Source organism: Neorhizobium sp. AL 9.2.2, assembly GCF_013317225.1.
Classification (GTDB): domain Bacteria; phylum Pseudomonadota; class Alphaproteobacteria; order Rhizobiales; family Rhizobiaceae; genus Neorhizobium; species Neorhizobium soli.
This window is the reverse complement of sequence record NZ_JAALXU010000001.1, coordinates 261,664-278,083: the sequence shown is the minus strand read 5'-3', so window position 1 is coordinate 278,083 and position 16,420 is coordinate 261,664. Positions and strand designations below refer to the sequence as shown.

The window sequence follows — 16,420 nt, the reverse complement described above, 5'->3', positions numbered from 1 at the left end:
ATCCGTCGAGCAAAATTACTTCTGCTCGTCTACGGATGCCGCCGCTTTGGGACCGAACAGCTCGTCGACAATGACGAGACCTGCACCGACGCTGATAAAACTGTCCGCGAGATTGAACACGGCAAACGACCAGGTGGCGGTGTGAAACAGGATGTAATCCACCACGTGCCCGTAAACGATGCCATCGACCAGATTGCCGATCGCACCGGCGATGATCATCGCATAGCCGAGATGGGCAAAGGGCCGGTCCTTGGGCGTGCGGCGCCAGAGCCACAGCACGAAGGCAACGATGACGAGGCGCATGCCGATGATGAACTCCCTCTCCATGCCGGACAGAAGCGAGAAGGCTACGCCCATATTATAGGTGCGGTAGAGCGCCAGAAACGGAATGACCGGCACCATCTGCTCGAGCGGCAGCGAATTTTCGACGGCGATCTTGATCGCCTGGTCGAGTAGCACGGCGATGATGATGAAGATGACCGCACTGATGGGTCGAGACAGGAGACCAACGCGATCGGTCATTATTTATCCTCCAGCGTCAGCAGATGGCGGCGGGCTTCAAACAGCATGACGGCCGTCGCGACCGCGAGATTGAGCGAGTCCGCCCTGCCCTGCTGCGGAATTTTGACCGTGCGATCGGCCGCGCGCGCAAGGCTGTCCGGCAGGCCGGACTGCTCGTTGCCCATCAGGAGAACGACCGGTTTGCGGGTATAGTCCGCCGTCCGATAATCGACTGCGCCGGCCAGATGGGTGGCGACGACGCTGACGCCCGCTCCCTTTTGCCAGTTCAGGAATTCTTCCGCCGAGCAGCGGATGACGGGCATCGCGAAAATCGAGCCCATCGTGGCGCGCACGGTTTCCAGCGAGAACGGATCGGTGCTTTCACCGACCAGCAGCACGGCGGAGGCGCCGGCGGCATCGGCCGTGCGAATGATCGTGCCGAGATTGCCGGGATCACGGACGCGGTCGAGCGCGACAAATGTCTGCTCAGCCTGCGGCTTCAGATCGGCAAGCCGTGCCCAGCGCTGCTCGAAAATACCGACCACCATCTGCGGATTGTCGCGGCGCGTGATCGACGACAGGACCTTTTCGCTGACCTCGAGAACGAGGCCGCCATCAGCAACGGTCTTTGCCGCAACCTGTTCGACCAGCGGCTTGGCTTTGGCGGCTTTGGCATAGACGAGCGTGCGGATCGTCCAGCCCAGTTCCAGCGCGTCGATGACAAGTTTCAGCCCCTCCGCCATGAAGGCACCGGCTTCTTCCCGGTGCTTCTTGTCGGTGAGAAGCTTGATGTCCTTGATGATGGGGTTGGCGAGCGAGGTGACTTCCTTCACCTGCCCGACGCGCCGAGGCCCGTTTCTGTGAAAATTATCGCTCATGCGGGTACCCAACGGCTGAAAAGAGAGGTGGAAAGCGCGCGGCCATGGACTTTGCCGTCAAGGCCCGCTTCCCGGATGACGAGTTCGCCCGATTCCACCACGCCATCTGCGCCGCGCATGGTTTCGCGCATCAGTTCATGGATGGAATAGAAGCTGGCGCGGATCGAATAGGCTGTTAGCACCAGGCCGACAGCCTTGGGCGACAGAAGTTGCCGGCAGACATCGAGCATCAGCGGCAAATGATCGAACAGATGCCAGACCTCGCCATTCGGACCGCGGCCGAATTTCGGCGGATCGGTGAGAATGATATCGTAGGTGTTGCCGCGGCGTTCCTCGCGCAGGATGAACTTCATCGCGTCTTCGCAGATCCAGCGGATCGGTGCCTTTTCCAAACGCGACAAGGACTGGTTCTCGCGACCCCAGCCGATCGCCTTTTTCGACGCGTCGACATGGGTGACCTCGGCACCGGCGGCAGCCGCCACAAGCGACGCGACGCCGGTGTAGCCGAACAGGTTGAGCACCTTCAGTGTGCGCCCGGCCTTGGCGGCTTCCTCGACGCGTTCCTTCATCCACTCCCAGTGGACGATCTGTTCCGGAAACACGCCGACATGGCGAAATGCGGTGAAGCGGCCGTGGAAATCGATGCCGAGAAGGGCGAGAGGCCAGGTTTCGCCGAGCGTCTGCGCCGGAAAGCGCCAGCGGCCCATCCCATCTTCATCCGTGTCGCCGGTGAAGATCGCGTCGGCATTTTCCCAGATATCGTCGGCAAGCGTCGGCTGCCACAGGGCCTGGGCTTCCGGGCGCACGACGCGGTAATCGCCGTATTGCTCAAGCTTCAGGCCGCGGCCGGTGTCGATCAGGTGGAAATCGCCGGCGCCGGACGATTCCAGAATGATCGGCACGCGTTCGGCTGGCAGATCGCCGCTGCGGGCAAGAAGCGGACGCGTTTCGACCGGTACGTGCGGTTGTGCCTGTGGTCTGTCAGGACGGCGCGACTGGGTGGTTTGGGCTTCGGCCCGACCTTCCGAGCGCGCAGCCTGGGGGCCGGTCGACCTGGTGCGGGTTGCGGCAACGGCCGGGCGGCTGCCCGCTTCGCTGCGGCGCTTGTCCGGGCTTTTGGCAGGCGACTTAGGCGCGCCCTTGGCTGCTGGCTTCTCCGGGCGCTTGCCGGTCGGCCGCCTTTCCTTGTTCATCACTGCGATCATCCGCTCGGGTTCTTGTCTTTCGCAGCAGATAGCATCTGTGCCGCGTTCTTCAAAGCCGGCAATAGCGTCAGATCTGTTTTCGCTCGCTTCGACGCCTATCTAATCAGCGAAACGGGAGATCGAGATGGATATCGAAGGGCAGGAACGGATCGCGGCGCCGCGGGATATCGTGTGGCGCGCGCTGAACGATGCCGAAACCATCCGCCAGTGCATTCCCGGTTGCGAGCGGCTGGAGTGGATTTCGGACAACGAACTTGCCGCCAGCATCAAGGTTCGCTTCAGCCTGATCTCGCTTGGCCTTGCCGGCACGATCACGCTTTCGAACATCAGGGCGGGAGAAAGCTACACGATCTCCGCCGAGGGTCAGGGAAGCGTTGCGGGATTTGCCAAGGGCGCGGCCGATGTACGGCTTGAGGCCGACGGGACTGAGACCGTGCTGCATTATATCGCGCGGGCGCAAACCGGAGGGCGTATCTCGCAGCTTGGTTCCAAGCTCGTGCGGTCGACAACCGAGAAACTGGCAGCAAAGTTCTTTGCGGACTTCAACGCAGCGGTCATCGCCAAGACGGCGGAGGCCAGAACCGAGGGGCTCTGACCGCGGGTCGTTATCTGGCTGGAAGCGCGGCGTTGCTGGCCGGGGCGGGAACAATGGCCTGGTTGGCCGGAACGACTGACGGCGACGGCTTGACCGCGGCAGTGTTCTCCTTTTGCAGACGGACGGCCTCGCGAGCTTCAATCCGGGCCTGTCTGCGATGCTTGCCCTGGCTCCACCAGGTCACGAACGAGCCAAGCGCCATGCCGAACAGGAGCGCCAGCAGTACCAGCAGGAACAGCGGTGCCGTCAGCGACAGGACGCTGTCTTCCGGACGGAAGGGATTGAGTGCGAGCGTGACGCTTTGACGGTTGGCGACGGCCAGAACGATCAAAACGATGCCGAGGGGCACAAAGATCACGAGGCTCACGATCCTCTTGAACTTGGTCATGGCTTTCTCCCGGCAAGTGACAATCAAACGATGGATCGCCGGTCATCGCTGCCGGCGTCTAGTGCAGAATAGAGGGCGGCGTCATGCTTTCAAGTGTGATGCCCGACCTTCGACGCGATCAATCGTCCTCGTCGGCAAGATCCGGGTTGAGGCGCTCGCGCAATTCCTTGCCCGTTTTGAAGAACGGCACCCATTTTTCCTCGACAAAGACGCTTTCGCCTGTGCGCGGATTGCGGCCGGAGCGCGACGGACGGTTCTTTACCGAAAACGCGCCGAAGCCACGCAGCTCGACCCGGTTACCTCCGGCGAGAGCATCAGTGATCTCGTCGAGGACCGCATTGACGATATTCTCGACGTCACGATGGTAGAGATGCGGATTGCGCGCTGCAACGATCTGCACCAGTTCAGATTTGATCACTTCTGCCCCCTGAAAAAAGTTAGGTGCCCCCTGAAAAAATTAGGCTTTCAGTCGCTTCCAACCTGCCAAACGGAAACCAGACCGTCAAGGAACAACTTGTCGGAGCCGAAGATCCGAAGCGCTGCCGGGGAAAGCTGGTCGCCCAGTCCGGTCATGCGGAAAAACTGCGACACGGCACTGGCGAACCAGAATGAGGACGAGGACTTGCCGTCCTTCCATTCCACTTCTGGCAGGCTTTTGGCCACACCGCGGGTCTCCAGATAGGCGCGGACCTCGTCTTCGCCGCCGAGTTCATCGACCAGCTTGACGGCAAGCGCCTGGCGGCCTGTGAAGATCGTACCGTCAGCGAGTTTCAGAACCTCATCGCGCGGCATGTTGCGGCGATCGGCCACGAGATCGACGAACCAAGCGTAGCTGTCCATCACCATATTGCGGATCATCGTCTTGGCTTCTTCGCTGGCAGGATGGAAGGGCGATGGCTCGGCTTTCAGCGGCGCCGACTTGATCTCCTCCAGCGACACGCCGATCTTTTTCAGCGCTTCATCGACCTGAGGGTACTGAAAGATGACGCCGATCGAGCCGGTGATGGAGCTTTCGCCGGCGACGATATGATCGCCAGCAGACGCAATCATATAGCCTGCGGATGCGGCAAGGGTGCGGACCTGCGAGACAACGGGCTTGGTTTGCGCGATATGGCGGATGGCCTTGAAGATGCGCTCGCCGCCATAGGTCGTTCCGCCCGGAGAATTGATCGAGACGATGAGCGCTTTTGCCTGGCTGCTTTCGGCGATCTTCTCCAATCGCTCCAGCAATTCCCTGTCGTCGAGGATCATGCCTGATATATCGACGCGGGCGACGTGCGCGACCGCGGAGTTGCCACTGGCGCCGACCGTGACCCGATACAGCGCGAAACCGATGCCGACGAGAAACACGAGGGCCGCAACCCGCCAGAAACTCAGTTTCCGACGCAACTGGCGCCGTTCAGCAATCCCCATCTGATCCATTCTCAATCCTCATAGCGAGCCAGCCCAAATAGGGTCCGGCTTTTTGTTTCAAGCGGGCATATCACGTTTTTATGTTGTCCATTATTGTTTGTTGAACGATAAAAACCATATTGAGGCCGCAGGTGAACAACTAGCGCCGCTTCCGTCGATCTCAACGCGGGCGGCCCAGTCATCTTTACGACAAATCTTGCCGGAAAGGACCGGACGAGCAGAATGCTGCAGCATATCCGCAACCCAGCCCTGGCCGGCGCTTCCCGCGCGATCGGGCAGTCGCCCGACGATATCTATCAGTCGGCACTTGCCCATTCCGCAAGGGTGCGCAAGCTCAAGATATTCCTGCCGATCAGTGCAGCCATCATCTCCGCCGCCTTTATCGGGGTGGCGATCGTGCGCGCCTATCTGCCGGAAAACCTGTCGATCGAAAGCGCGCGCATCGAAAATGGCAAGATCGTCATGGAACGGCCCGCGATTTCCGGCCGCAACAGCGACGGCATCAGCTATTCGATGATTGCCAACCGCGCATTGCAGGATATCCAGAACCCGAACATGATCAGCCTCGAAAACGTCAAGGCGGCCGTGCCGATCAATGACGAGGTCGTTGCGCGTGTCACCGCCGCCGGTGCCGATTTCGATCGTGGCGCCGACAAGCTGGATCTGACCAAACCATTCGACGTTAATTTATCCAACGGGATTACTGCGCGCTTCCAATCCGCCCGCCTCGATATACCGGGTGGATTGATGGATACGCCGGACCCGGTCAAAATCTCCATGGACGCGGGTTCCATTGTTGCGAACTCCCTGAAGATAACGGATAAGGGACACACAATCACCCTGATCGGCAAGGTTCAGGTCGACCTCGACCCTGCCCGCATCCGCAACCAAGGCAAATAGGGCACGGCCGCAATGACGAATCGACTCTTTCGTATCTCTTCCGCCGTGATGGCCACCGGACTCGTGTTCGGCCTTGCCTTCAGCGCGACCGCCCAGACCACCAGCAGCAAGATGGAAGGCTTGAAGCTTTCCAACGATGCGCCGATCCAGATCCAGAGCGACCAGCTGGAAATCAAGGATCAGGAAAAACGTGCCTTCTTCACCGGCAATGTGCAGGTGGTGCAGGGTACGACCACGATGAAGGCCGGCAAGATGACCGTGCTTTACAAAGGTGAAGGCGCTTCGGTGACCTCCGGCAGCACCGACATCGACAAGATCTTTCTCGACGACACCGTTTTCCTCACCTCGGGCACTCAGCAGGCGACCGCCGAAAAGGGCGAGTTCGACATGACCTCGCAGACCTTCGTGCTTTCCGGCAAGCAAGTCGTGCTTTCCGAAGGCGCCAACGTGTTTCGCGGCTGCAAGCTGACCGTGCAGATGGCGACCGGACAGGCGAAGCTCGATTCCTGCGGTGGCCGCGTGGAAATCATGCTCGACCCGAAGTCGCGACCTAAGCAATAGAAATCCAAGCCCTTGAAAATACCTTTCCTCTCCAACCGGTCCGCCGACCGGTCGCCCGTGACCGAACCTTTCATTGCACGCGACAAGGCGCGCTATGAGGGTACGCTGGTGGCGCATGGTCTTTCCAAGACCTATGACACGCGGCGCGTGGTGAACGGCGTATCGCTGGTCGTGCGCAAGGGCGAGGCTGTCGGCCTGCTCGGACCGAACGGCGCCGGCAAGACGACGTGTTTCTACATGATCACCGGGCTTGTGCCTGTCGATGAGGGCATGATTGCCATCAATGGCAACGAGGTGACGCATATGCCGATGTATCGGCGTGCACGTCTCGGCGTCGGCTACCTGCCGCAGGAAGCCTCGATCTTTCGCGGACTGTCCGTCGAAGACAATATCCGGGCGGTTCTCGAAGTGCATGAACCGAACCGCGACAAGCGGGAAGCGAAGCTCGACGAGCTGCTGGAGGAATTCCACATCAGCCAGTTGCGCAAGTCCGCGGCTGTCGCGTTGTCGGGTGGCGAACGGCGTCGCCTCGAGATCGCCCGCGCGCTGGCGACCGACCCTGCCTTCATGCTGCTGGACGAGCCGTTTGCCGGTGTCGACCCGATTTCCGTTTCCGACATCCAGAACCTGGTTCGCCACTTGACGGCGCGCGGTATCGGGGTACTGATAACGGATCACAACGTCCGCGAAACGCTGGGTCTCATCGACCGCGCCTACATTATTCACGCAGGCGAAGTCCTGACGCATGGCAGGGCCGACGATATCGTCAACAATCCGGATGTTCGTCGTCTTTACCTTGGCGACAAGTTCAGCCTCTGAGGCCAGAAAGAATCCACTTTCCCGCTTCGTGCCGCTTGACCAAATCTATCAAAAAAGCAATTCTTGTGCCAGTTGAAGGATGGCGCCGTAATCTCGGTGTCTCCCTCTCGACTATCGTGCGATGACCGCATGATTTTAAGGAGATCACGGGAGTTTCGCGTCCGCCATGGGGTTATCTGCCAGTCTTTTTCTGCGACAGAGCCAATCGCTGGTGATGACACCGCAGCTGATGCAGTCCATTCAGCTGCTGCAGATGACGCATTTTGAACTCAACCAGTTCATCGCGCAGGAAGTCGAGAAAAATCCGCTGCTCGAAATAGCGGCAGGCGACGGCGATGGTGATGCGGATTTAGGCGGGCTTGATCCCCGCGATCTGGAGTTTTCCGGTTCGCGCGAGGATGACGGACCGTTCGAAGGCCAGTCGGCGGCGCAAGCCGATATCGGCTCCCTCGACTGGTATGAGAGCGCAACCCGCGACGGCACGGCCAAGCTTGGCGATCACCTCGATGCCAGCCTTGAAAACGTGTTTCCCGACGACGCACCGGCACAGCGGCCGGACGCGCCCGAACTTCTCGGCCAGTGGAAATCGATGCCCGGCGGCGATGCCGGCGAGGACTACGACCTCGACGATTTCGTTGCGGGTCAGGTGACCCTGCGCGATCATCTCGGACAACAGCTGCCTTTCGTGGTGACCACCCCGGGCGACCGGTTGATCGCCCAGGACCTGCTCGACCAGCTGGACGATGCCGGCTATTTCCAGGGCGACATCGAAGAGGTCGCGGCCCGTCTCGGCAAGGCGCCGGAGGCGGTAGAGGCCGTTCTCATTCAGCTGCAAACCTTCGATCCACCCGGGGTATTTTGCCGTAGCCTGAGCGAATGCCTGGCGATCCAGTTGCGCCAGAACGACCGCCTGGACCCGGCCATGGCAGCGCTGATCGATCACCTCGATCTTCTCGCCAAGCGTGACTTTGCGTCTCTGCGCAAGATCTGCGGCGTGGACGACGAAGATCTGATCGACATGATGGCTGAAATCCGCAAGCTCAACCCGAAGCCGGGTGCGGGCTTCGAGGGCGGGTTCTCGCAGTCTATCTCACCTGATGTCGTGGTCCGGCCATCGCTTGATGGTGGATGGAACGTCGAACTCAATCCCGATACCCTGCCGCGCGTTTTGGTCAACCACACCTATTTCAACACGGTCTCCAAACACTGCCCGAAGAACGGCGAAGATCACAATTTTCTGTCGGACTGCATGCAGACGGCGAACTGGCTCGCCCGCAGCCTCGACCAGCGCGCCAAGACGATCATGAAAGTGGCAAGCGAGATCGTACGCCAGCAGGATGCCTTCCTGCTGCACGGCGTCGATCACCTGCGACCGCTCAACCTGAAGACGGTGGCAGAGGCCATCAAGATGCACGAATCCACCGTCAGCCGCGTCACCTCCAACAAGTATGTGCTGACGCCACGCGGCCTGTTCGAACTGAAATACTTCTTCACAGTGTCGATCGGCTCGGCGGAAGAGGGTGGAGACACCCATTCGGCCGAATCGGTGCGGCATCGCATCCGATTGTTGATTTCTCAGGAGCTGCCGAGTGCCGTCCTTTCGGATGACGACATTGTCATCAGCCTCAAACAGGGCGGTGTCGAACTTGCGCGCCGGACGGTGGCGAAATATCGCGAGGCGATGAACATTCCGTCATCGGTGCAACGCAGGCGGGAAAAGCGCGCCATCGCGAAACTGGCAGCGTTCTAGCCTCACATATCGAGGGCAGTCATAGGCGACCCGGTATTCGCCACACGTGCCGCACAGATTGACATTCCGTTAATGGCAGTTTAGAGACCCGCCGCAACCTGACCGGGCGACACGGGATCTAAACCAATTCCCAAACCAATTTGGCCCTGCCATTCGTGAACCGCTTGGATCAAGAGGCCGGTTGGCGTAGACTGGAACATGCAAGTCACGACAATAAGGAGTAACTCCATGAGTGTGCGTGTATCCGGTAAACATATGGAAATCGGCGACTCGTTTCGACAGAAGATCGAGGACCACATCGGCGGTGCAGTGACCAAATACTTCGACGGGGGGTATTCGGGTCAGGTGATCGTCGAGAAGTCCGGCTCGCGTTTTTCGGCAGATTGCAAGGTGCATCTCGATACCGGGATCGTCCTGCATGCGGCCGGAGAAGCGAATGATCCACAGGCAAGTTTCGATGCTGCAGCGGAGCGGATCGAAAAACGCCTTCGTCGCTACAAGCGTCGACTGAAGGACCATCACGCCGGCAATCACGCGAACGGTTTTTCCGAAGTGGCTTACACGGTCATGGACCGGGTACCGGATGAAGAAGACGACGTGCCAGACGATTTCGCACCGACAATCGTTGCGGAAAGCACGAAGCAGTTGATGACCATGTCCGTTGCGACCGCCGTGATGGCGCTCGACATGACGGACGAACCGGTCCTGTTGTTCCGCAGCCCTGGAAAGGAGCTGAACATCGTGTACCGGCGCAATGACGGAAATATCGGTTGGATCGATTCCACCGGTATGAAGAACTAAAAACTCTCGGGAGAGCGCCTTTGGCGCTCTCTTCGCCCTTCGCGGCAAAAGGATGATAAGAATGGCTTTGGCGGATTTGCTGCAGCAAGATGCGATTGTTCCTGCCCTTAAAGTGACCTCCAAGAAGCAGCTTCTTCAGGAACTTGCTGTGAAAGCGGCCAAGCTGACGGGTGTTCCCGAGCGGGAGATCTTCGACGTCATCCTGCAACGGGAGCGGCTGGGGTCGACGGGCGTTGGCCACGGCATTGCCATCCCACATGGCAAGCTCAGCAGCATATCGTCCATCAAGGGCGTGTTCGCCCGCCTGGAATCGCCGATCGACTTCGAAGCGCTTGATGACGAGCCGGTCGATCTTGTCTTCCTGCTGCTCGCCCCAGAGGGCGCCGGCGCCGACCACTTGAAGGCGCTTTCGCGTATTGCCCGCGTATTGCGCGATCAGGATCTCGTTGCCAAGCTTCGCAAGACCGATTCCGCGTCGGCAATCTACGCCTTTCTGAATGCAGAACAGGCAAACCACGCCGCCTGAGGCGGCTTTATACTCCTTTTCTATAGAGTAAAGCCGCCCGCTCGCCCTCGAATGGAGCGGCTAATCTTGTTTTCGAGCCCTCTTTAGAATTGCCTTTTGTCAAATACGCCACATGTCTTTCCCGTTGAAGGAGATAGACATGAATGACGACATACGTGCCAGGATCGCTGCGAATGACAGACTGCTCAAGGCGGTTATCATCCTGCTGGCGATCAAGGATCCCCATCTTCTCGATGAGCTCGATGCAATCTTCAAAATTGCCGATGGTCAGGAGGGACTGATCGGCGATGCGGACAAGAAGACCCGAGCCCATCTCAATTCGGAACTGGCCCTGATCCGTTCCCTGGCGCATGTTTCGCTGGATACGACGCACTGATCCTTACCCGCGGTCGCCAAACGCAAATGGGCGCCCGAGGCGCCCATTTTTCTTGGAAAGGCTCTGAGGAGCTCAGTCCTTCTTGTCTTCAGCCGCCGCTGCTTCAACCTTCGGGCCGCCCTTGGCGACGCCGACCATGGCCGGGCGCAAGACGCGTTCGCCAATAATGAAGCCGGCCTGGACGACCTGCATGACAGTGTTGTTGGGTACGTCCGCATTCGGGATCTCGAACATGGCCTGATGGAAGTTCGGATCGAACTTCTCGCCTTCGGCATCGATCTTCTTGACGCCGTGCCGCTCGAGTGTCGACAGCATGCCACGCTCGGTCATTTCGACGCCTTCAAGCAGGCTCGTCAGCGTCGCATCGGCTCCGGCACGCTTGTCTGCCGGAACAGTGTCGAGCGCGCGGCGCAGATTGTCCGAGACGGCCAGCATGTCGCGGGCAAAGCCCGAGACGGCGTAGGACTTGGCATCCTTTACTTCACGCTCGGTGCGGCGGCGAAGGTTGTCCATCTCTGCAGCAAGCCGCATGAAACGGTCGCGCAAATCGGAATTTTCAGCCTTGAGCACATCGATCGGATCGGGCTCCTGCGCGAAGAAGGCTTCCCCTGCGCTCTGATCGGCGGCGTCTTCGAGAGCGGATGCTACGGCTTCCGCCGTGTTTTCGACAGCAGCTGCGTCAGGTCCGTTCTTCTTGGTTTCGTCGGTCATGACGGTCTCCGGTGCGTATTGGAATCTGGAAGGGTGGTTGCGCCCGATATCGAGGTTCGGGGCGAAAAAATCAAGGGCTTGGGAACATCCTAGCGGGATAGCCTTGCAAGCAGCTGCGCCGTGTAATCCACCATGGGCACAATGCGCGAGTAATTCAGCCGGGTTGGGCCGATCACGCCGACCGCGCCGACGATGCGTTCCTCGCCATCACGATAGGGCGCAACGATGAGCGAGGAGCCGGATAGAGAGAACAGTTTGTTTTCCGAACCGATAAAGATCCGCACGCCCGGCCCCTTTTCGGCAAGGTCGAGGATCTCGATCAGGCTGTCCTTCTTTTCGAGATCGTCAAACAGCAGACGCAGCCGATCGAGATCGCTGACGTCAGCCAGACCTTCCAGAAGGTTTGCCCGACCGCGCACAATGAGCTGGCCCGGCTTTCCGTCCTCCTGATCACCCGACCAGAAAGCCAGACCTCGTTCCACCAGATCATGTGACAGCGTGTGAAGCTCGCTTGCGACCTGTTCCTTCAGCATTTTCATCTGGCCGCGGAATTCCGGCAGCGTCTGGCCGGCGAGATGCGCGTTGAGGAAATTTGCGGCCTCGCCGAGCTGCGACGAGGTCACGCCTGCGGGCAGGTCGATAATCCGGTTCTCCACCTGATTATGATCGCCAACAAGGACGGCCAGCGCCTTGGTGGGCTCCAGGCGGATGAACTCGACATGTTTGAGGACGGGATCGTTCTTGGCGGTGATGACGATGCCGGCGCCGCGCGAGACGCCAGACAGCATCAGGCTTGCATCGGCCATCAGGTTTTCGAGCGTCTGATCGCGATCCGGCGGACGGATCTGCCGGTCGATGCTGGCGCGGTCTTCTTCCGAGAGATTGCCGACCTGCATGAAGGCATCGACAAAGAACCGCAGCCCTGTCTGGGTCGGCATGCGGCCTGCACTGATATGCGGCGAGTAGATGAGGCCGAGCTCTTCCAGATCGCTCATGACATTGCGCACGGAGGCTGGCGACAGCGACATGGGCAGAAGTCGCGACAGATTGCGCGAACCGACCGGCTCGCCGGATTCCAGATAGCTTTCCACGATGCGGCGAAAGATTTCCCGCGAACGATCATCAAGCACGGAGCCGTTGTCGCGACCCGTCAGTCCCGGAAATACCATTGGCCCCTTTACCATGCTGCTGATCTCATCTCCCAGATATAGTCGCTCACTTGCGCATCCGCAAAAGGGAAATTCTTTGCAAATGACGGCTCCGAGCCTTAGAAGGCGGAAACAATAATTTAGGGAGTGACGGATGCGGCCTTCAGGCAGACAGACAAATCAGATGCGCAAGATTTCGTTCGAGCGCAATTTCTCCAAGCATGCCGAGGGCTCCTGTCTCGTCAAGTTCGGCGATACCCATGTTCTGTGCACCGCAAGCCTTGAAGAAAAGACACCGCCGTGGCTGCGCAATTCCGGCAAGGGCTGGGTCACCGCCGAATACGGAATGCTGCCGCGCGCCACCGGCGACCGGATGAAGCGCGAGGCTGCGACCGGCAAGCAGGGTGGCCGTACCCAGGAAATCCAGCGCCTGATCGGCCGTTCGCTGCGCGCCGTGGTCGACCTTTCCGCGCTTGGCGAAAAGCAGATCACCATCGACTGCGACGTGATCCAGGCCGATGGCGGCACCCGCACGGCGGCCATTACCGGTGGCTGGCTGGCGCTGTATGATTGCCTGAAATGGATGGACACCCGCTCGATGATCAAGCTCGACAAGGTTCTGAAAGACCATGTCGCGGCGATCTCGTGCGGCATCTTTGCAAGCCAGCCGGTCATAGATCTCGACTACCTCGAGGATTCCGCCGCCGAGACAGACGCGAATTTCGTCATGACGGGTAGCGGCGGCATCGTCGAGATTCAGGGCACGGCCGAGGGTGCTCCCTTCAGCCAGGAGGAATTCCTCAACCTTTTGTCGCTGGCACAGGACGGCACCCGGGAACTGGTAGCTCTGCAGAAGCAGGCGATCGGCGGCTGATTTCAACGCTGGCTGATCCAAGAGTTGCGAGGGGCAGTCTTCCTTTCCGGAGAGACTACCTCTCGATCGAACCTCTCCCCCGCCTTCATGGCGGGGCAGCATCAGACAAGGGAGCGACTGTTTTGATCGACGGCATTCTCGAAACAGCGCTCTATGTCGATGATCTCGATGCGGCGGAAGCCTTTTACGGTGAACTGCTCGGGCTTGAACGGGTGTTGCGGGCCGGCGATCGCCACGTGTTTTACCGATGCGGACCCGACATCCTCCTAATCTTCAATCGCGCCGAGACTCTGAAGCCGCCACCTGATGATGCGCTGCCGGTTCCCCCGCATGGCACGACAGGCCCGGGGCATGTGTGCTTTCGTATGGACGGGCCGGCGATTGACAGAATGGTCGAAAAGCTCAACAAGGCGGGCATCGTGATTGAAAGCGATTTTCGCTGGCCGACCGGCGCCCGATCCATCTATTTCCGTGACCCGGCCGGCAACAGCCTGGAATGCGCAGAGCCGAGGCTCTGGAATCTATAGGAACCTTCATGCGCAAGCTTGAGACGAAAACGATCGTCGTTGCCAGCCACAATGCCGGCAAGATCCGTGAGATTGCCGAATTGATCGGTCCGTTCGGCTTTTCGGCAAAGTCCGCAGCCGAACTGAAGTTCGAGGAACCGGATGAGACCGGCACGACATTCGAGGAAAATGCGGCGATCAAGGCGCTTGCGTCTGCCAAGGCGTCCGGCCTGCCCGCCCTTTCCGACGATAGCGGCATCGTCATCGATGCGCTGGACGGTGCTCCCGGTGTCTATACCGCCAACTGGGCCGAGCGCGAGGATGGCAGCCGCGATTTCGCGATGGCGATGCAGAAGGTGGAAGACGCGCTGCAGGAAAAGGGTGCGACCAAGCCCGACAAGCGCAGCTGCCGTTTTGTGAGCGTTCTCTGCCTTGCCTGGCCGGATGGCCACACCGAACTCTTCCGCGGCGATGTCGAAGGCGTTGTCGCCTGGCCGCCGCGTGGTGATGCCGGTTTCGGTTACGACCCGATCTTCCAGCCGGAAGGGCACGAGACCACGTTTGGTGAAATGACCAGCGAGGAAAAGCACGGCTGGAAGCCCGGCGATGAACATGCGCTTTCGCACCGGGCGCGCGCGTTCAAGCTGTTCGTTGAAACCTGCCTGGAGGCCTGATCCCCATTGAACGCCGTCGCTCCCCTTTTTCCCGGCATGCTGCTACCCGACACGGGTGAGCCGGGCTTCGGCGTTTACGTGCACTGGCCGTTTTGCGCGGCCAAATGCCCCTATTGCGATTTCAACAGCCATGTCCGCCACCAGCCCGTGGATCAGCTCCGCTACACCGCCGCGTTTCTGAAAGAGATGGAAACGATGCGGAAGATGAGCGGGCCGAAGACGGTCACGAGCATCTTTCTGGGCGGCGGTACGCCTTCGCTGATGGATCCTTCAACCGTCGGGGCGATCCTCAACGGGATCGCGCAGCACTGGCATGTGCCTGACGGGATCGAGATCACGATGGAGGCCAATCCTTCCAGCGTCGAGGCTGAGCGCTTTCGCGGCTATAGGGCTGCCGGCATCAACCGGGTCTCGATGGGCGTGCAGGCTCTCAACGATACGGATCTCAAATTCCTCGGCCGCCTGCATGACGTGGCAGACGCGCTGAAGGCGATCAAGCTGGCGCGCGAGATCTTTCCGCGCATGTCGTTCGACCTGATCTACGCCCGTCCCAAGCAGACCGTGGAGGCCTGGGAAGCGGAGCTGAAGCAGGCCATTTCCTATGCCGTCGATCACCTTTCCCTCTATCAGCTGACGATCGAGGAAGGCACGCCGTTCTACGGCCTGCACAAGGCCGGCAAACTGATCGTTCCAGATGATGAGCAGTCGGCGCTGCTCTACGAGGCGACGCAGGAGATCACGGCCGCGCATGGCATGCCGGCCTACGAGGTTTCCAACCACGCCAAGCCGGGTGCTGAAAGCCGGCACAACCTGACCTACTGGCGCTATGGCGACTATGCCGGCATCGGCCCCGGTGCGCATGGTCGCCTGACGCGGGGACGCGACAAGATCGCCACCGCCACCGAGCGACGTCCGGAGACGTGGCTGGACCAGGTCGAGACACAAGGCCACGGCATGGTCGACCAGGAACTGCTAGGCTTCGACGAGCAGGCGGACGAGTTGCTTCTGATGGGACTGCGCCTGACCGAAGGCGTCGACCTGGCGCGCTGGCAGGAGCTTTCCGGCCGCGATCCGGACCCGGTCCGCGAAGAGCGGCTTCTGGAACACGGCTTTATCGAGCGGCTGGGAAATTCCAGGCTGCGCTGCACGCCGTCCGGCATGCTGATCCTCGATGCTGTCGTTGCCGACCTCGCCTGCTGACTAGGCCTTCACCGCCGTCACATGCAGCCATTCGGTCGGCCGGTCATCATAGCCGCTGCCGTCGTTCGTGCTTATCTCGAGCGATGACCACGTGACGGTCCTGTAGGCCTGTTCGAGCCAGGGCCGCGACGGGTTGTTGTAATAGCGACCTATCGCATCCGTCATCTCTTCCTCGCCGGTCTTATAGCTTGCGTAGAAAATGCCGCCAGGGCGCAGCGCCCGGTGGATGCGGGCAAGGATATCGGCGAGATCATTTCTCGGCGTGTGCAAAAGGCAGGCATTGGCCCAGACGCCACTATAGGCAGCAACGCTGTCGATATCCCCGAAGCGCAGTAGCGCGACTCTACGCCACAGACGGCGCGAGGCTTGCTCTGCCATTTCCGCAACGCCATCCGTCGGGGTGACGTCAAAGCCGCGTTCAATCATGAAACCGCTGTCGCGGCCATTGCCGCAGCCAAGTTCCAGAACTCGGGCACCCGGAGAGAGGCGGGAGAGAAATGCTTCCAGCCGGATCTCGTTCGCCTTTTCCCGATAACCGGCATAGGCCTTCGCATTGTCGGCGTAGAAGCGGAGGGTCTGATCGTGTTCCGCCAT

General features: G+C 60.1%; 21 protein-coding genes. 12 read left to right on the top strand and 9 right to left on the bottom strand.

Annotation, left to right across the window (positions count from 1 at the left end; genetic code table 11):
- Positions 1–15: 15 nt before the first annotated feature.
- Genes lspA through G6K99_RS01440 form a run of 3 tightly spaced genes read right to left on the bottom strand, consistent with a single transcriptional unit; the run spans position 16 to position 2,575 of the window.
- Positions 16–522 (bottom strand): signal peptidase II, encoded by a 507-nt coding sequence (lspA, locus tag G6K99_RS01450; RefSeq protein ID WP_174195511.1) that lies wholly within the window; start codon positions 520–522, stop codon positions 16–18.
- On the bottom strand, positions 522–1,379 hold the full coding sequence (locus G6K99_RS01445; protein WP_092663760.1) for an RNA methyltransferase: 858 nt from the start codon (positions 1,377–1,379) through the stop codon (positions 522–524). The genes lspA and G6K99_RS01445 overlap by 1 nt, the downstream gene beginning before the upstream one ends.
- Positions 1,376–2,575, bottom strand: coding sequence for a class I SAM-dependent methyltransferase (locus G6K99_RS01440; protein WP_371816129.1), 1,200 nt, complete (start codon positions 2,573–2,575; stop codon positions 1,376–1,378). The genes G6K99_RS01445 and G6K99_RS01440 overlap by 4 nt, the downstream gene beginning before the upstream one ends.
- Before the next feature lie 133 nt (positions 2,576–2,708).
- Between G6K99_RS01440 and G6K99_RS01435 the strand changes: the two genes are divergently transcribed.
- Positions 2,709–3,179, top strand: coding sequence for a CoxG family protein (locus G6K99_RS01435; RefSeq protein WP_113166972.1), 471 nt, complete (start codon positions 2,709–2,711; stop codon positions 3,177–3,179).
- 10 nt (positions 3,180–3,189) lie between these two features.
- Here the strand turns inward: G6K99_RS01435 and G6K99_RS01430 are convergent, their stop codons facing one another.
- The 3 genes from G6K99_RS01430 to sppA all read right to left on the bottom strand — a co-directional run bounded on the left by G6K99_RS01430 (position 3,190) and on the right by sppA (position 4,989).
- Entirely contained in the window at positions 3,190–3,567 is a 378-nt protein-coding gene (locus G6K99_RS01430; RefSeq protein ID WP_062454022.1) for a lipopolysaccharide assembly protein LapA domain-containing protein, read from the bottom strand.
- A 118-nt stretch (positions 3,568–3,685) separates the two neighbouring features.
- Positions 3,686–3,985 carry an integration host factor subunit beta gene (locus tag G6K99_RS01425; RefSeq protein ID WP_062454023.1) on the bottom strand — a complete coding sequence of 100 codons (300 nt, stop codon included), beginning with the start codon at positions 3,983–3,985 and terminating at the stop codon, positions 3,686–3,688.
- A gap of 47 nt (positions 3,986–4,032) precedes the next feature.
- Positions 4,033–4,989, bottom strand: coding sequence for a signal peptide peptidase SppA (sppA, locus tag G6K99_RS01420; RefSeq protein WP_092663766.1), 957 nt, complete (start codon positions 4,987–4,989; stop codon positions 4,033–4,035).
- Positions 4,990–5,202: 213 nt separating this feature from the next.
- Here sppA and lptC point away from each other — a divergent pair, with 213 nt between their 5' ends.
- The 7 genes from lptC to G6K99_RS01385 all read left to right on the top strand — a co-directional run bounded on the left by lptC (position 5,203) and on the right by G6K99_RS01385 (position 10,713).
- On the top strand, positions 5,203–5,880 hold the full coding sequence (gene lptC, locus G6K99_RS01415) for an LPS export ABC transporter periplasmic protein LptC (RefSeq protein ID WP_062578831.1): 678 nt from the start codon (positions 5,203–5,205) through the stop codon (positions 5,878–5,880).
- 12 nt (positions 5,881–5,892) lie between these two features.
- Positions 5,893–6,441, top strand: coding sequence for an LptA/OstA family protein (locus G6K99_RS01410; RefSeq protein ID WP_062454026.1), 549 nt, complete (start codon positions 5,893–5,895; stop codon positions 6,439–6,441).
- Between the two features lie 18 nt (positions 6,442–6,459).
- Positions 6,460–7,260: an LPS export ABC transporter ATP-binding protein gene (gene lptB / locus G6K99_RS01405; RefSeq protein WP_371816128.1), complete on the top strand. Its 801-nt coding sequence runs from the start codon at positions 6,460–6,462 to the stop codon at positions 7,258–7,260.
- A 166-nt stretch (positions 7,261–7,426) separates the two neighbouring features.
- On the top strand, positions 7,427–9,010 hold the full coding sequence (gene rpoN / locus G6K99_RS01400; protein ID WP_174195509.1) for an RNA polymerase factor sigma-54: 1,584 nt from the start codon (positions 7,427–7,429) through the stop codon (positions 9,008–9,010).
- A gap of 228 nt (positions 9,011–9,238) precedes the next feature.
- A complete protein-coding gene (gene hpf, locus G6K99_RS01395) occupies positions 9,239–9,811 on the top strand; it encodes a ribosome hibernation-promoting factor, HPF/YfiA family (protein WP_062454028.1) in 573 nt (190 codons plus the stop codon).
- 61 nt (positions 9,812–9,872) lie between these two features.
- Entirely contained in the window at positions 9,873–10,337 is a 465-nt protein-coding gene (gene ptsN, locus G6K99_RS01390) for a PTS IIA-like nitrogen regulatory protein PtsN (protein ID WP_062454029.1), read from the top strand.
- Between the two features lie 139 nt (positions 10,338–10,476).
- The gene (locus G6K99_RS01385; protein WP_062454030.1) at positions 10,477–10,713 is read left to right on the top strand and encodes a hypothetical protein; all 237 of its coding nucleotides are present in this window, start codon (positions 10,477–10,479) and stop codon (positions 10,711–10,713) included.
- 72 nt (positions 10,714–10,785) lie between these two features.
- On the opposite strand, the gene grpE is transcribed toward G6K99_RS01385, so the two are convergent.
- Both grpE and hrcA read right to left on the bottom strand, forming a co-directional pair.
- Positions 10,786–11,424 carry a nucleotide exchange factor GrpE gene (gene grpE, locus G6K99_RS01380; RefSeq protein WP_062454031.1) on the bottom strand — a complete coding sequence of 213 codons (639 nt, stop codon included), beginning with the start codon at positions 11,422–11,424 and terminating at the stop codon, positions 10,786–10,788.
- Between the two features lie 89 nt (positions 11,425–11,513).
- Positions 11,514–12,593 carry a heat-inducible transcriptional repressor HrcA gene (gene hrcA, locus G6K99_RS01375; protein ID WP_062454032.1) on the bottom strand — a complete coding sequence of 360 codons (1,080 nt, stop codon included), beginning with the start codon at positions 12,591–12,593 and terminating at the stop codon, positions 11,514–11,516.
- 133 nt (positions 12,594–12,726) lie between these two features.
- Between hrcA and rph the strand changes: the two genes are divergently transcribed.
- The 4 genes from rph (at position 12,727) to hemW (ending at position 15,826) form a co-directional block, all read left to right on the top strand.
- Entirely contained in the window at positions 12,727–13,446 is a 720-nt protein-coding gene (gene rph, locus G6K99_RS01370; protein ID WP_092663772.1) for a ribonuclease PH, read from the top strand.
- 122 nt (positions 13,447–13,568) lie between these two features.
- Positions 13,569–13,973, top strand: a complete 405-nt coding sequence (locus tag G6K99_RS01365; RefSeq protein WP_174195508.1) for a VOC family protein — start codon at positions 13,569–13,571, stop codon at positions 13,971–13,973.
- 8 nt (positions 13,974–13,981) lie between these two features.
- On the top strand, positions 13,982–14,626 hold the full coding sequence (gene rdgB / locus G6K99_RS01360; RefSeq protein WP_174195507.1) for an RdgB/HAM1 family non-canonical purine NTP pyrophosphatase: 645 nt from the start codon (positions 13,982–13,984) through the stop codon (positions 14,624–14,626).
- A 36-nt stretch (positions 14,627–14,662) separates the two neighbouring features.
- Positions 14,663–15,826: a radical SAM family heme chaperone HemW gene (hemW, locus tag G6K99_RS01355; protein ID WP_062454924.1), complete on the top strand. Its 1,164-nt coding sequence runs from the start codon at positions 14,663–14,665 to the stop codon at positions 15,824–15,826.
- Here the strand turns inward: hemW and G6K99_RS01350 are convergent, their stop codons facing one another.
- Positions 15,827–16,420 carry a bifunctional 2-polyprenyl-6-hydroxyphenol methylase/3-demethylubiquinol 3-O-methyltransferase UbiG gene (locus G6K99_RS01350; protein WP_174195506.1) on the bottom strand — a complete coding sequence of 198 codons (594 nt, stop codon included), beginning with the start codon at positions 16,418–16,420 and terminating at the stop codon, positions 15,827–15,829. It abuts the gene before it with no gap.